The sequence below is a fragment of the Herbaspirillum sp. SJZ107 genome (genome assembly GCF_006715485.1).
Classification (GTDB): Bacteria; Pseudomonadota; Gammaproteobacteria; order Burkholderiales; family Burkholderiaceae_D; genus Telluria.
The window spans coordinates 787253-801055 of record NZ_VFNH01000001.1 but is presented as its reverse complement, the minus strand read 5'-3'; the positions used below and the strand labels follow the sequence as shown (position 1 = coordinate 801055).

Below are 13803 nucleotides of genomic sequence, written 5' to 3'. Positions count from 1 at the left end.
GATACATGACAGCAACAAATCTCTATGGCATGGATGCAACAAATTCGTGTAATTTCCGATTGACAAATCACACCAATAATCACGCGGGCCGTGTCCGCGGCTTACCGTATCGGTGCCGGCAAGGCTTGGACACGCGCCACGTCTTCGAGTTTGAACTCGGCCACGATCCGGGAAAGCTGCTCGGCCTGGTCTTCCAGGGCGGCCGCGGCGGCGGCGGCCTCCTCTACCAGCGCGGCGTTCTGCTGGGTGACGTCGTCCATGGTCGCGATCGACTGGTTGACCTGGCCGATCCCCTGGCTCTGTTCGCTGCTGGCGGCATCGATCTCGCCCATCAGCCCGGCGACGCGTTGCACCGCCTGCACGATGCCGGTCATGGCGGCGCCGGCATCGTCCACCAGTTTCGCGCCGGCCTCGACCTTGACGACGGAATCCTGGATCAGGGCCTTGATTTCCCTGGCCGCCGCGGCCGAGCGCTGGGCCAGGTTGCGCACCTCGCTGGCGACGACCGCGAACCCGCGCCCCTGCTCGCCTGCGCGTGCCGCCTCGACGGCGGCATTCAGGGCCAGGATATTGGTCTGGAAAGCGATGCCGTCGATCACACCGATGATGTCGGCGATCTTGCGCGAGCTATCGGTGATCTCCCCCATCGTCGCCACCACCTGCCCCACCACCCGGCCGCCCTGCTCGGCCTGGCCGCTGGCGCTGCTCACCAGCAGGTTGGCCTGGCGCGCATTTTCCGCGTTCTGGCGTACCGTCGAGGTCAGCTCTTCCATGGCGGCGGCGGTTTCCTCGAGGCTCGATGCCTGGGCCTCGGTCCGGCTCGACAGGTTCAGGTTCCCGGTCGCGATTTCCGCCGAAGCGCCGGCGATGGCGTGCGTGCTGTCGCGCACCTCGTTCATGGTCCGGTTCAGGGACGACACGAAACGATTGAAGGCAAGCGCCAGCTTGCCGACCTCGTCTTCCGATTCCACCGGCATGCGGCGCGTCAGGTCGCCGTTGCCGTCGGCGATCTCGCCCAGCATCGTGGCGGCACGCGCCACCGGGGCGGCGATCGCGCGGCTGACCAGGAACACCACCAGCAAGCCGATGCCGCCGCCGACGACACCGGCTGCCAGCGCGGCGATGGTGGCCGAGCGCGCCAGGTCGCCCAGCACTTCACGCTCCGGCACTTCAGCGACGACATACAGGCCGAGCTGCGGAATCGGCGAAGAAGCGACGATCAGGCTGCCCTGCTCCGACGCCAGCTCGCCGTGTGCGAATGGTGCCTTGCCAAGCAACTGCGCTGCCAGCGCGGACGTGAAGCCGGGCTGGTCCTGCAGCTTGTGCTTGCCGTCGGCGCGCGCCGCGTCGCGGTGCAGCAGGATGGTGCCGTCCTCGCGCACCAGGTAGACGTGGCCGGACGCCCCCACCTTGTAGGCGCGCACGGCCTGGCCCAGCGCCTCGATCGACAGGCCGATGCCCGTCACCGCAAGCTTGCCGGCGCCGGCATCGGCGCGCGTGTTGATGAACAGCTTCAACTCGCCGGTCTTCGGATCCGGATTCATGTTCAGCTCGTACGGCCGGCCGCCGCCGAGAAAGCTGCTCATCCAGGCGTCGCGCGGATTGGCCTTGTCCAGCATGTAGCTCAAGCCGCTCTCATCCATGAATTTGAGGGTCGACGCCGAGGCCCAGAACACGGTGGCCGCCTTGTTGTCGGCCTTGACCCGGGCGGCATAGGCGCGCCATGCATCGAGTCCGGTGTCGGGCAAGCCCTCGCGCTCCCAGGCATGCAGGTAGACATTGCCGGCAATCGCCTGCGCTGCCGCGAGCGGTACGCTGATCTGGCGCAAAACGTCGTTGCGGATTTCGCCGACCACGGCCGGCAGCTCCTGGTTGACAGCGCGCGCACGCAGGCTGCGCGCGGTCAGCATCACGCTGAGCGCCGAGGAAATCAGGAGAAACAGCAGCAGGCAGGCGGCCATGCTGAGCATGAGCTTCGTCTTGATCGACGAACGGCGGAGAAAATAGGCAGGCATCGGGAAAATGAGATGGGAGCACGCATTTATTGCAATGCAGCATCTTCCCTGCCCCGCATGGCGGCGTCAACTTATGCCGTCCGGCAAGTTACTGAACATCCCGACATTGTTGCAGATCTGCCGAAATGCACCGTTGTCGACAAAAAAAATGCCGCCTGACCGATGGTCAAGCGGCATGACGGCTGGTTCGCCCGGAATTACTGGTTCTGCAGGAAAGTCTTCAGCTTGTCCGAGCGCGACGGCTGGCGCAGCTTGCTCATCGCCTTGGCTTCGATCTGGCGGATACGCTCGCGGGTCACGTCGAACTGCTTGCCGACCTCTTCCAGCGTGTGGTCGTTCGACATCTCGACGCCGTAGCGCATGCGCAGGACCTTGGCTTCGCGCGGGGTCAGCGAATCCAGCACTTCCTTGATCACGCCGCGCATCGAGGCGTGCATCGCGGCTTCCAGCGGCGCCAGGGTCGCGTTGTCCTCGATGAAGTCGCCCAGCTGCGAATCGCCGTCCTCGCCCATCGGGGTTTCCATCGAAATCGGCTCTTTCGCGATCTTCATGATCTCGCGCACCTTCGATTCCGGCATCTCCATCTTGGCCGCCAGCGTCGCCATGTCCGGCTCGGTGCCGGTTTCCTGCATGATCTGGCGCGAGATGCGGTTCATCTTGTTGATCGTCTCGATCATGTGCACCGGCACGCGGATGGTGCGGGCCATGTCGGCGATCGAACGCGTGATCGCCTGGCGGATCCACCACGTCGCGTAGGTCGAGAACTTGTAGCCACGGCGGTACTCGAACTTGTCCACGGCCTTCAGCAGGCCGATATTGCCTTCCTGGATCAGGTCGAGGAACTGCAAACCGCGGTTGATGTACTTCTTGGCGATCGAGATCACCAGGCGCAGGTTGGCCACGGTCATTTCGCGCTTCGCGGTACGCGCACGCTTTTCGCCTGCAGCCATCTGCTTGTTGATCTTGCGCAGGTCGGCCAGCGGCAGCGCGACGCGTGCCTGCAGGTCGATCATGCGGCGCTGCAGTTCCATGATCGCCGGCGCGTTACGCGACAGCACGGCGCTGTACGGATACGCGCAGTCGACTTCGCGCTGCACCCACTCGAGGTCGGTCTCGTTGCCCGGGAACACCTTGATGAAGTGGGCGCGCGGCATGCCGCAGCGGTTGACGCAGATATCCAGCACGGCGCGCTCGATCGAACGCACTTCGTCCATCTGGCCGCGCAGCGTGTCGCACAGCTTTTCCACGATCTTCGCGGTGAAGCGGATACCGAGCAGCTCGGTGGTGATCACGTCCTGGGCCGCCAGGTACTGCAGCGAACCGTAGCCGTGGGTCTTGAACGCGTGGCCCATCTTGTCGAAGTGCTTTTCGATGGTCGAGAACTTTTCCAGCGCGCTCTTACGCAGTGCTGCCAGCTGTTCGGCCGAGTAGCCGGCAGCGGCACTGCCGCCCGACTCGCCCTCTTCCTCTTCTTCGACTTCGACGTCTTCTTCCTCGTCGTCATCGGACGACGCTGCAGCGGCCGGCGCCGGCGCCGACGAACCTTCGTTCAGGTCGACGAAACCGTCCACCACGTCGTCGATCTTCAGCTCGTCGCTGGCGATCTTGTGCGACAGCGCGATGATTTCCGAGATCGTCACCGGGCAGGCCGAGATCGCCTGCACCATGTCCTTCAGGCCTTCCTCGATGCGCTTGGCGATCGCGATCTCGCCTTCGCGCGTCAGCAGCGACACCGCGCCCATTTCACGCATGTACATGCGGACCGGGTCGGTGGTGCGGCCGAAGTCGGAGTCGACCGTCGACAGCGCGGTCGCGGCGGCGGCCTCGACTTCGTCCTCGCTGGTCGGCGTGACGACGGCGTCCGACAGCAGCATCATTTCGGCTTCCGGGGCGCGCTCGTAGACGGCGATGCCCATGTCGTTGAAGGTCGCGATGATGCCTTCGATCGCTTCCGGATCGATGATGTTTTCCGGCAGGTGGTCGTTGATCTCCGCATGGGTCAGGTAGCCACGCTCCTTGCCCATGTTGATCAGGTTCTTCAGCTGGGTACGGCGCTTTTCCAGCTCTTCGCCGGAGAAACCCTGCTCGGCACCGAGGATGCCCGAGATACCCTTGGCCTTGCGCTCGCGCAGCTTGGAGGCCGCCTTCAGTTCGGCACGCTCGACCGCGTTCAGTGCGGCGATCTCGTCGTTCTCCGGCGTGAACTCGCTCGGCTTGCGGCCGCGGCGGCCCGGCACTTTCACGCCCGGCAGCGTGTAGCCGGAGGTGTCGATCGCGGCCAGGGTGGCAGCGTCGGTGGTGGTGCTGACGGTGCCGGTCGGGGCGCTCGATGCGGCAGTGGTGCCCGGCTCGACGCGGCGCGCGGTGCGGGTGCGGACCACGCGCGCGGCCGGCGCCTCGGCTGCGGCCGGTGCGGCTTCCACGACCGGTGCGGCCGGCTCAGGTGCCGATGCCGCTGCCGGTTCGGCCGCCTTCAGAGCGGCCAGCTTCGACACGCGCTTGCGCACGATCACCGGCTGCGCGGCGGGTGCCGTCGGCGTCGGGATCGGGTCGGAAGCGTCGGCGGCCACGGCCGCGTGCGGGGTCACGATCTGGGTGACTTCCGGGACGGCCGGGGTGGTGGCTGCGGCGGCCGGGGCCGGCGCGGCGATCGGGTCGGCCACGGTCTCGACTTCGTCGGCAGGCAGGCTGGATTCGGTTGCGGCCAGCACCGGTACGACCGCGTCGGCCGCTTCGGCACCTGCCGCCGCAGCCTGGTCGAATTGTTCCGGCTCGAGTTGCGCCGCTTGCGCTGCCTGGCCCACTTGTGCCGCCTCGTTCGCCTGCTCGGCCTGGGCCGCCTTCAGCGATGCCAGGCGCGAACGCGTTTTAACCACCGTCACCTTGGCCGCCGGTGCGCCGGCCGCCACTTCCGTTTCGAGGAAGTAGGAGGTCGCGGTTTTCGGCACGGACAGCTGGGCCGTGCTCTTCGCCGGCGCTTTCTTCGCTGTCAGTGTCAAGGTCTTGGCGGTGTTTTTCATAAAACTTTTCTCCAGTCGAGGCGAAGTGCGCGCCTGCGAAGTCAATAATCCACCGGGCCCGCAACGCGGGCCTTGGGAAGGGATAACGGGATGGCCCTACCTAAGGGCGATTAGGCCGAAAATCAAGCACCCCGCGGCATCGCGCCCGCCAATCGGCCTGCGGCGCGCAAGGAGGCGGCGCCGGACGGGGACGGTGGACTGGGGCGGAACGTGGTGATGTCGAGATCGCGGTCTAGCATGTCAGAACGAAAAAAAGCCCGTCAGGCAACGGGCTTGAAATCTATTTTCCAGAGGAGAATAGAGGAGACAGGCACATTATGCATGCGAGAAAGTTTACTTGCCAATTACCATATCCGATAAGGGATATAAGAATTTCGCATACTTCCCCGGCCCGCTCTTCGCCCTCCGGCCAGTCTGCGTCGGCGCAAGTCCGACGCAAGGAAAGGGGCGGATCATACACGATTTCCCGGCCCCGTGCCCGTTCGCTGGATGTGAAATGGTGGTCATTTCCGCTAAAAAACCTTCCGTGACACGGCTGAGCGGCACAACGGAGCGCCGGCCATGCTATCCTTCCGCTTCTTGTTCTTACCATGAAGTCAATGAATACGATGAGTCCTGTCGCCGAGTCCAACGAGGCCACCGAAAACGCAGCAACCGGTACGTCCCCTGCACCGACGTCCGATACCGGTGCCCCTGATACCGGCACTTCCGCACCGCAGCCTGACACCGGGTCCGCCGCGCAGCCGGCCACCGCAGCACCCGGCAGCGCCGATGCGCCGGGCGCTGATGCGCCGGGCGCCGACGCGCAATCCCCGCGCGCACTGCTGAAGCAGCTGCAGCAGCAGTTCAAGGCCTTCCGCGACTGCCTGCCGCTGGCGATCGGCATCGACAAGCAGGTGCTGGCCAAGATGCCCGGCCTGAACCGCAAGACCATGCGCGCCGCGCTCGGCATCCATACCGGCTCGATGCGCTACCTGCGCGCGATGGAAAAGGCCACCGTGCGTTACGACCTCGACGGCAATCCGGGCGCCGAAGTCACCGACACCCACCGCCAGCACGCCAAGGAACTGCTGCAGGAACGCTTCAAGAAAGAAGCCGAGCGCAAGAAGGCCGAACGCGAACTGGCCGTGAAGGAAGAAGCCGACCGCAAGCGCCAGGAAAAGCTGGAACAGCTGGCGTCGAAATTCTCGCGCCGTTAAGCCAGGCCCGGCGTACGAAGCCCATGAGCGAAGCCCTGGACGACGCGCTGCCGCCCTACCAGGGCCTGCAGCTGGCCGACGTGCGCCTGGTGCGCACGCGCGCCGATGCCGACGCCGCCCTGGCGGCGCTGGCGGTGTCCGACACGGTCGGCTTCGATACCGAATCGAAGCCGACCTTCCAGAAAGGCGAGGTCTCGACCGGCCCGCACCTGGTGCAGCTGGCGACCGACGAGCACGCCTGGCTGTTCCAGATTGCCGGCGTGCGTGCGCCGGCTGATGGCGAGCCGGCGCCGTCCGGCGCGCACATCGTGCCGGTATTGCGCGCGATACTGGAATCGGAAACGATCCTGAAAGTCGGCTTCGGCCTGGGCGACGACCTGCGCCGCCTGCGCGCCAAGCTCGGCATCGACACCCGCAACGTGCTCGACCTCTCCACCGCCCTGCGCCGCGGCGAGCGCAACGCCTGGGGCGCGAAGACCGCGGTCGAGCGCTTCTTCGGCCAGCGCCTGCAGAAATCGCGCAAGATCACCACCACCAACTGGTCGCTGCCGCGCCTGAGCGACAAGCAGATCCTGTACGCGGCCGACGATGCCCACGTGGCGCTGCGGATCTACCGCCACTGGCGGGCGCAGCCGGCGGCGCCGGCAGCTGCCCACACCAAGGCCGCGAAAGACTGACGATTGGCGGCGCGAGATCAGCGCATCAGCGTGCCCGCTGAGAAGCATAGCGCTGCACAAACCACTTCGCCTGTTGCAGCGTGTCGGGATACCTGGTGGCGACCATGCCGCCTGCGCAAGGATCGAAAACAGGATAAAAACGAAATCCATGTTCGATGAGGAATCGGACCTTTGCCCATTGCGCCAGATCCTTGCATTTTGGCGCCGAGAACTTCCGACTCAACATGACCATCGTCCCTGCACATTGCGGGCAGTGACGCTCACGTATAGCCGAAGGAAACTTAAACGACTTGCGGCAGGAAAGGCAGACGAATGGGAAGCGATAGGCCTGTACGACCTTCGGCTTCGCAAAATACTCATGATGGCGAAATTTTTTCATGGGGCAGATCTTCCTCAACAGGGGTCTGAATAGACCTCGGTTTGCTTTACTCCTGGGTCCGGCTACCCATTGCAGACCTTCCCAAATCATGCCGAACTCGGCCGCTCACGAATGCGCTAACTGGCCTGTTGTGTCCATTCCCGGTACCGGAACGTGAGCAGTGGCGCAAGTTGATCATAGACATCCCAAGTGTCGGGAAGATGATATGGACTCGGAAGGCGATCACCGACTGCCCTGGTCAGGTCGCTCAGATAGTTTGGCTGAGCGTCGTTGTAGTAGCTTTTGGCAAAGTCATTGCCTTCGTCATTCAAGTCTTCGTCGACTAGCTTCCCGTCACAGACAGCAATAAACCAAGCGCCAGGAGTGACTTCACGCTGCTGCAGACGCTGCAAATCGGCTGCGAATTCCACCTCGTGCAGTTCCCCATTGAGTCCGTTCAGCATGCACCAAGCCGCAAACATGCCGATGTGGGTCGCACCAGCCTCTGGTGGCAGCTCTTTGGGAAAGTCGCCGCCGGCATGCCAGCTAGCGTCATCATATTTCATCGGTTTCTCCATCCTGTATCGTTGTGTCTTACTTGAGCGTTTCCCACCCCTCGGCTGTCCACTTCAAAAGCGTGTCGGGCGCCAATGCTGCTGATGAATGCGATGCAAGCTTGCGCGATAGCGCGCGTAATGCGTCGCGTGCAACGTCCGTCGATTCGGAGATATACAAGACCTGATCCGTCGTCGGTAAGGCGATGATCAGTTCCCCATGCTGGGCTTGCGCAAGCGACGTCCATTGCGCAGGCAGGGCCACGCGCCCGACCTCGCCGAAACTCGGTTTGGTATATCCAATCTGGCCGGCCGCTACAGGTTTCGCCGACTCGGACAAAGGTTGTAGACTATTTGTCAGAATTTATCGCTGCCAATGCAAATAAGTCATCCTGCGACTTACCGAGTTTCTTCAGATCGCGTTCAGTGAGCGGTCGAATAGCGCGCGGGGTATCGAGTATTGCAACCACCATCAGGCCGGCAACCAATGGCCTCGCCTGCAACTGGGGGGCATTCGTACCGAGGGACGCCTGCATACGTTGGACATACGCGTCCGAACGCACTACAAGTTGTACTGCCGTCGGATCGATCGGTGCATTTTTCTCTCGTACGATATCGCCTGCAGCTTTCGCAAACTGCTGAACCTGGCCATCGCATCCAGCGCTGTTGGAGCGGCAATACGCCAGAATGCGATCGAGCTGCCCATCAAGTTCGCCTATGGAGAGATGCAACGGCGCGCGCGCGCTCACCACGGTGTCGCCAACCTCGCGTCGCACGGCTGTTGCCACGTATTCGGTAAAGGCTGATGGCTCCAGTGGAACTGTTTGAGCGCAAATGTCACTGGCGAGGCCAATCGCGGCTAAGCCGAGTAAAAAACGAGCGACCTTTATGCCTATAAACTTGTCGCGCCTGGACTGATTGAGATCGAATTTGAATAGATCATTTTTCTTCATCAGTTTCATCTGATCCGTGATGTTTGAACTTCAAGAAGAGGGTAAGTGAGACCAGCTCGCGCCAGTCCGCTCTGGCCGATAGCCCACTGCCGAAAAACCCGAGGTTCATCATTGAGAACGAATAAATATTTCTTGATGTCATTGTAATGTGCGTTGGCACACCGACTGGTAATACCCTAAGGAAATAGGATTGCGATTTCGTTGCAAACCACAACCGGCATCATGAAACGTCTGCAGGCATTTTGGAAATTTATCATCGGCGATTCCCGGTCCGCCGAGATTCTCATCCAGGAATCAATGGAACAAAGGATGGAACTTGAACGTCTGCTGGCGACCCGGCGCTGCGCGTCGCGTACTCGCTGAGCTGGTCCTTCCAGACGGCTTATGCCAGACGCGTCGCCGAACGGCTCAGTGTACGCCGTTGTTAGCTCCAGGACAACAACAGGGCTTTATCGGCGTTCCAAAGGAGCCAGCAGACACCGCTAGCCCGCTTATACTCGGAGGATGAAAGCGCATTGCCTCCTCGTCCGCCATCTGTTTCCCCTGTTCGCCTTTCTGGCCGTCCTGCAAGGCTGCTCCCGCGCAGATAAACCGGTCGACGGGGCCACCGTGTTCCGCCAGTGCGCCTCCTGCCACCAGGTCGGCGCCAATGCCCGCGGCGGCTTCGGCCCGCAGCTGAACGGGCTGTTCGGACGCCGCGCCGGCGCCACCGCCGACTTCGCCTATTCGCCGGCCATGAAGGCATCCGGCATCGTCTGGGACGAGCAGACCCTGGCCCGCTTCCTCGCCAATCCGGACAAGGCGATGCCCGGCACCAAGATGCGCTTCTGGGGCATCGGCAATGAGCACGAGATGCGGGCGCTGCTGGCCTACCTGCGCAGCTTCCAGGACGCGCATTGACCACATTGCAACAAAACAAAGTATGATGCGAACTCCGCCATTCCGGGAGTCGCCATGCGGGCTGCGTTTCGATGTGCGCCGATCGTCCTGCTGTATTGCCTGAGCCCGAGCCTGAGCCTGATACCGGCCGCGACGGCTGCGGGCCAGCCGGCGCCCGCATCTGCCCACGCACCTGCTCCCGTGCCAGCTCCGGTACCGGATACGCTGGCCCGGCGCCTCGTGGCCTGCACCTCGTGCCACGGTGACCCCGGCAAGCCGCCGCCGCGCGACGAACGCCGCTATTTCCCGCGCATCGCCGGCAAGCCCGCCGGTTACCTGTATCACCAGTTGCTCAATTTCCGCGAAGGCCGGCGCCAGTATCCGCTGATGACCTGGATGGTCACGCCGCTGTCGGACGAGTACCTGCGCGAGATCGCCGATCATTTCGCGGCGCAGCACCTGGCGGCAACGCCGCTCGACCGCGCCGCCCTGCCGGCGGCCGAACTGGCGCGCGGCCGCCAGCTGGTGACGCAGGGCGACACGGCGCTGAAGGTGCCGGCCTGCATCGCCTGCCATGGCCAGCGCCTGACCGGCACCGTGCCCGCCATTCCCGGCCTGCTCGGGCTGCCGCGCGACTACATCAACGCCCAGTTCGGCGCCTGGCGCAACGGCAGCCGCCGCGCCCACGCGCCCGACTGCATGGGGACGATCGCGGCGCGCCTGTCGCTGGCCGACGTCGCCGCGGTCTCGGCCTGGCTGGCGAGCGAACCGCAGCCGGCGGACCCGGCCCCGCAAGCTGCCGGCCCGCAGCCCTTGCCGCTGGCCTGCGGCAGCGCGCAGCAGGCGGCGTTCACCCAGGCGCGCGAGCAGGCGCGATGAGGCGCGCACTCATACGGCTGGGCATCGTGCTGCTGGCGCTGCTGCTGGCCGCGCTGGCCTGGGCCGTGGCCGCCTGGCCGCGCGCCGAATTCATTCCGGCGCGCTCGCCCCAGGCCTGGGCGGCGACGCCGGACAACATCGCCCGCGGCGCCTACCTGGCGCGCGCCGGCGACTGCATCGGCTGCCATACCGCGCGCGGCGGCGCGGCGTATGCCGGCGGCCGCGCGCTCGACACCCCGTTCGGCCGCCTGTACGGCCCCAACCTGACGCCGGACCCGGCCACCGGCCTCGGTGCCTGGAGCGCCGACGATTTCTGGAACGCGCTGCACAACGGCATCGGCCGCGACGGACGCCTGCTGTATCCCGCCTTTCCCTACAACCACACGACCCGGGTCACGCGCGACGATGCCGACGCCCTGTTCGCCTGGCTGCGCAGCCTGGCCCCGGTGCGCCAGCCGAACCGGCCGCACGCGCTACGTTTTCCGTACGATAGCCAGCTGGCCCTGGCCGGCTGGCGCCTGCTGTATTTCCGTCCCGGCGTCCAGCCTGTCGACCAGGCCCGGCCGGCGGCGTGGAACCGCGGCGCCTACCTGGTCGAAGGCCTGGGCCATTGCAGCGCCTGCCACAGCAAGCGCAACCTGCTGGGCGGCAGCGGCGGTGGCCTGTCCGGCGGCCTGATCCCGGTCAGCGGCTGGTACGCGCCGTCGCTGACGGCGAGCCGCGAAGCCGGACTCGGCGAGTGGGAAGTGCCGCACATCGTGCAGCTGCTGCGCACCGGGGTTTCGCCCCAGGGTGCCGCTCAGGGTGCTGTCTATGGGCCGATGGCGGAAGTGGTCCAGCAGAGCCTGCAGTACCTGTCCGAACCCGACCTGCGCGCCATGGCGCTGTACCTGAAATCGCTGCCCGCGGACCGCGACGAGGCGGCGCCGGCCGCGCCGCCGAACGAAGCGGCCATGAAGCTCGGCGGCCAGTTGTACGAGACACACTGCGCCGACTGCCACGGCGCCAATGGCGGCGGCAACGGCAAGGTGTATCCACCGCTGGCCGGCAACCGCGCGCTGACGATGACGGAACCCGTCAACGCGATCCGCATCGTGCTCAGCGGCGGCTTTCCGCCGTCGACCGCGGGCAATCCGCGGCCCTACGGCATGCCGCCTTTCAGTCCGGTGCTGAACGATGCCGAAGCCGCCGCGGTGATCAGTTACGTGCGCGCCAGCTGGGGCAATGCGGCGCCGGAAGTGACGGCGGCGCAGGTCAACCGCTATCGCGCGGTGCCGCTGGACTGAGCGCGCCGGCTGGCCCGGGCGCGCAGGCGCACTGCCGGCTGCAGCCCAGGCATGGCCGCGTCAATCGAACTGGCCGCGGCGCACCTGCAGCGCCGAGGGCGCGGTCGGGGCACGGTGCGCAAACGCCCCGCTCTGCGCCGGCCTGGCGGCGCGGACCTCGTCCGGGATCCTGGACGCCTGCACCGAATACACGGCTTCCCATTTGGCGATGCTGTAGAGCTTCCAGAAGGTCACATTGTCGATCTTGTCGAAGTTGAGTGCTTCCTTGCACATGCCGGCCACGATGGCGGAGCCGCCGATGGTCGCTCGCATGCTGGCGCTGGCCGCCTTGATCCAGGCGTCGGCCGGCGCTTCGAAGCCCAGCTTGACCTTGCGCCACAGGATATTCTTCGGCACCAGGCCGTCCATCGCGACCCGCAGCACGTGCTTGGTCCAGCCGTCCTTGATCTTGAAATGGTTGTTCATGCCGAAGGCGGCCTCGACCAGCTTGTAGTCGAGGAAAGGCAGGCGCGCCTCGATCGAGTGGCGCATCGAATTGCGGTCTTCGTAGCGCAGCAGGTGCGGCAGCTGGAAGCTTTCGATTTCGAGTTTCTGCATGGCGCGGATGTCGCGGTAGCCCTTGCTCAGCTTGCGGATGTTCGGGAACTGCAGCAGGTATTCGGGCTTGATGTAGGCGAACTTGCGGCGCAGGCGCCAGATGCGCAGGCGCGAGATCGAAAAATACATGAAGCTGCCGAGCAGTTCGGACAGCGACAGCTTGGAGTGATTGCGCATCACGAACAGTTCGCCGATGGCGTCGCGCCAGGGCAGCGAATGCAGGTAGGCCGCGTAGTAGCGTTCGTAGCCGAGCAGGGTCTCGTCGCCGCCCTGCCCGTCCAGCATCACCTTGCAGCCGATTTCCTTGGCCTTCTTGAACACGAAATACTGCATGAAGATCGACGGCGCCGCAAACGGCTCTTCCTGGCAGTACACGACTTCGTCGATGGCCCGGATGAATTCGTCGGCACTGGGCTCGATGACGAACAGGTCGATCCCGCCGGCCTTGGCGACTTCGCGCGCGTAAGCGCTTTCGTCGATCTCGTCGATGCCGCTGTTGGCGTGGATCGCCTGGAAGCGGTCCGGGCTGGCTTCGTGGTACAGCGCGGCCGACAGGCTGGCGATGCTGGAGCTGTCCAGCCCGCCGCTGAGGCAGGTGCCGACCTTGACGTCCGAGCGCAGCCGGTAGCCGATCGAGCGTTTCAGCTCGGCACGGAAGCGTGCGATGGCCGAGGGTTCGTCGAGCGCCTCGACCTCGGGCGGCGCGGCCAGCGCGTAATAGCGCGACAGCTCGGCGCTGTGGTCCGCCAGCGAATACACCAGGTTGTGGCCGGCCGGCAGCGCGACCACGCCCTCGAAAAAGGTTTCCTGCGTGTGATCGGAATAGCCTTCGATCAGGAAGTCGCGTACCGCGCGCATGTTGGCCACCGCGGGGCCGCCGCGGCCGGCCAGCACCTGCTTGATTTCGGAGCCGAAGATGAATTTCTGCGGCGTGTCCGCGTAATAGAAGGGCTTCACGCCGAAGCGGTCGCGGCTGCAGAACAGGACCTGCCTTTCACGGTCGTACAGGCAGAAACCCCACATGCCGTTGAAGCGCTCGACACAGGCCGGTCCCCATTTGTCATAGGCGCAGAGGATGACTTCGGTGTCGGTCTTCGACACGAAGCGGTAGCCGTCCTGCAGCAGTTCCTCGCGGATTTCGAGGTAATTGTAGATCTCGCCGTTGAAGGTGATGACGTACCTGTCCTGGTAGTGCATCGGCTGGTGCCCGTCCGGCGACAGGTCGAGGATCGACAGGCGCCGGTGCCCGAGTGCGAAGTGCTCGCCAAAGAAAAAACCTTCGTCGTCCGGGCCACGGTGGGCGATCAAATCGTTGATGCCCTTGATTGCGCCGGGACTGACGGCCGAGGCGTTCTTGTTGACAATCCCACTGATTCCGCACATTGC

The 13803-nt window shown here is 64.7% G+C and carries 14 protein-coding genes; 7 read left to right on the top strand and 7 right to left on the bottom strand.

Annotated elements, in window-relative coordinates; all coding sequences use genetic code 11:
- Nucleotides 1-101 precede the first annotated feature (101 nt).
- The gene (locus FBX97_RS03590) at nt 102-1970 is read right to left on the bottom strand and encodes a methyl-accepting chemotaxis protein (protein ID WP_141828855.1); all 1869 of its coding nucleotides are present in this window, start codon (nt 1968-1970) and stop codon (nt 102-104) included.
- 57 nt (nt 1971-2027) lie between these two features.
- Here FBX97_RS03590 and FBX97_RS29485 point away from each other — a divergent pair, with 57 nt between their 5' ends.
- Complete coding sequence (locus tag FBX97_RS29485; RefSeq protein ID WP_185748459.1) at nt 2028-2174, top strand: hypothetical protein; 147 nt, start codon at nt 2028-2030, stop codon at nt 2172-2174.
- A 38-nt stretch (nt 2175-2212) separates the two neighbouring features.
- Here FBX97_RS29485 and rpoD read toward each other — a convergent pair whose 3' ends face one another.
- Nucleotides 2213-4678 (bottom strand): RNA polymerase sigma factor RpoD, encoded by a 2466-nt coding sequence (rpoD, locus tag FBX97_RS03585; protein ID WP_370457195.1) that lies wholly within the window; start codon nt 4676-4678, stop codon nt 2213-2215.
- A gap of 1178 nt (nt 4679-5856) precedes the next feature.
- Here rpoD and FBX97_RS29480 point away from each other — a divergent pair.
- Both FBX97_RS29480 and FBX97_RS03575 read left to right on the top strand, forming a co-directional pair.
- On the top strand, nt 5857-6234 hold the full coding sequence (locus FBX97_RS29480; RefSeq protein WP_185748530.1) for a ProQ/FINO family protein: 378 nt from the start codon (nt 5857-5859) through the stop codon (nt 6232-6234).
- 23 nt (nt 6235-6257) lie between these two features.
- Complete coding sequence (locus FBX97_RS03575; RefSeq protein ID WP_141828853.1) at nt 6258-6911, top strand: 3'-5' exonuclease; 654 nt, start codon at nt 6258-6260, stop codon at nt 6909-6911.
- 25 nt (nt 6912-6936) lie between these two features.
- Here the strand turns inward: FBX97_RS03575 and FBX97_RS03570 are convergent, their stop codons facing one another.
- The 4 genes from FBX97_RS03570 to FBX97_RS03560 all read right to left on the bottom strand — a co-directional run bounded on the left by FBX97_RS03570 (nt 6937) and on the right by FBX97_RS03560 (nt 8785).
- Nucleotides 6937-7290 carry a hypothetical protein gene (locus tag FBX97_RS03570; protein ID WP_141828852.1) on the bottom strand — a complete coding sequence of 118 codons (354 nt, stop codon included), beginning with the start codon at nt 7288-7290 and terminating at the stop codon, nt 6937-6939.
- A gap of 116 nt (nt 7291-7406) precedes the next feature.
- Complete coding sequence (locus tag FBX97_RS03565; RefSeq protein WP_141828851.1) at nt 7407-7835, bottom strand: hypothetical protein; 429 nt, start codon at nt 7833-7835, stop codon at nt 7407-7409.
- A gap of 28 nt (nt 7836-7863) precedes the next feature.
- Entirely contained in the window at nt 7864-8088 is a 225-nt protein-coding gene (locus FBX97_RS29475; protein ID WP_185748458.1) for a hypothetical protein, read from the bottom strand.
- Between the two features lie 85 nt (nt 8089-8173).
- Entirely contained in the window at nt 8174-8785 is a 612-nt protein-coding gene (locus FBX97_RS03560) for a hypothetical protein (RefSeq protein WP_141828850.1), read from the bottom strand.
- A 213-nt stretch (nt 8786-8998) separates the two neighbouring features.
- On the opposite strand from FBX97_RS03560, the gene FBX97_RS29470 reads away from it, so the two are divergent.
- The 4 genes from FBX97_RS29470 (at nt 8999) to FBX97_RS03545 (ending at nt 11820) form a co-directional block, all read left to right on the top strand.
- Nucleotides 8999-9139 (top strand): hypothetical protein, encoded by a 141-nt coding sequence (locus FBX97_RS29470; protein ID WP_185748457.1) that lies wholly within the window; start codon nt 8999-9001, stop codon nt 9137-9139.
- Between the two features lie 141 nt (nt 9140-9280).
- Complete coding sequence (locus tag FBX97_RS03555; protein ID WP_141828849.1) at nt 9281-9676, top strand: cytochrome c family protein; 396 nt, start codon at nt 9281-9283, stop codon at nt 9674-9676.
- Between the two features lie 54 nt (nt 9677-9730).
- Nucleotides 9731-10534, top strand: a complete 804-nt coding sequence (locus FBX97_RS03550; RefSeq protein ID WP_141828848.1) for a c-type cytochrome — start codon at nt 9731-9733, stop codon at nt 10532-10534.
- Nucleotides 10531-11820 carry a cytochrome c gene (locus tag FBX97_RS03545; RefSeq protein WP_141828847.1) on the top strand — a complete coding sequence of 430 codons (1290 nt, stop codon included), beginning with the start codon at nt 10531-10533 and terminating at the stop codon, nt 11818-11820. The genes FBX97_RS03550 and FBX97_RS03545 overlap by 4 nt, the downstream gene beginning before the upstream one ends.
- 60 nt (nt 11821-11880) lie before the next feature.
- Here FBX97_RS03545 and asnB read toward each other — a convergent pair whose 3' ends face one another.
- A complete protein-coding gene (asnB, locus tag FBX97_RS03540) occupies nt 11881-13800 on the bottom strand; it encodes an asparagine synthase (glutamine-hydrolyzing) (protein WP_185748456.1) in 1920 nt (639 codons plus the stop codon).
- Between the last annotated feature and the right edge of the window lie 3 nt (nt 13801-13803).

What these genes read in the sequence shown, in the direction of transcription:
- FBX97_RS03590 (WP_141828855.1), bottom strand. Translation starts at nt 1,970, where the DNA reads ATGCTCAGCATGGCCGCCTGCCTGCTGCTGTTTCTCCTGATTTCCTCG.
- FBX97_RS29485 (WP_185748459.1), top strand. Translation starts at nt 2,028, where the DNA reads ATGGGAGCACGCATTTATTGCAATGCAGCATCTTCCCTGCCCCGCATG.
- FBX97_RS03575 (WP_141828853.1), top strand. Translation starts at nt 6,258, where the DNA reads ATGAGCGAAGCCCTGGACGACGCGCTGCCGCCCTACCAGGGCCTGCAG.
- FBX97_RS03570 (WP_141828852.1), bottom strand. Translation starts at nt 7,290, where the DNA reads ATGAAAAAATTTCGCCATCATGAGTATTTTGCGAAGCCGAAGGTCGTA.
- FBX97_RS03565 (WP_141828851.1), bottom strand. Translation starts at nt 7,835, where the DNA reads ATGAAATATGATGACGCTAGCTGGCATGCCGGCGGCGACTTTCCCAAA.
- FBX97_RS03560 (WP_141828850.1), bottom strand. Translation starts at nt 8,785, where the DNA reads ATGAAACTGATGAAGAAAAATGATCTATTCAAATTCGATCTCAATCAG.
- FBX97_RS29470 (WP_185748457.1), top strand. Translation starts at nt 8,999, where the DNA reads ATGAAACGTCTGCAGGCATTTTGGAAATTTATCATCGGCGATTCCCGG.
- FBX97_RS03555 (WP_141828849.1), top strand. Translation starts at nt 9,281, where the DNA reads ATGAAAGCGCATTGCCTCCTCGTCCGCCATCTGTTTCCCCTGTTCGCC.
- FBX97_RS03550 (WP_141828848.1), top strand. Translation starts at nt 9,731, where the DNA reads ATGCGGGCTGCGTTTCGATGTGCGCCGATCGTCCTGCTGTATTGCCTG.
- FBX97_RS03545 (WP_141828847.1), top strand. Translation starts at nt 10,531, where the DNA reads ATGAGGCGCGCACTCATACGGCTGGGCATCGTGCTGCTGGCGCTGCTG.
- asnB (WP_185748456.1), bottom strand. Translation starts at nt 13,800, where the DNA reads ATGTGCGGAATCAGTGGGATTGTCAACAAGAACGCCTCGGCCGTCAGT.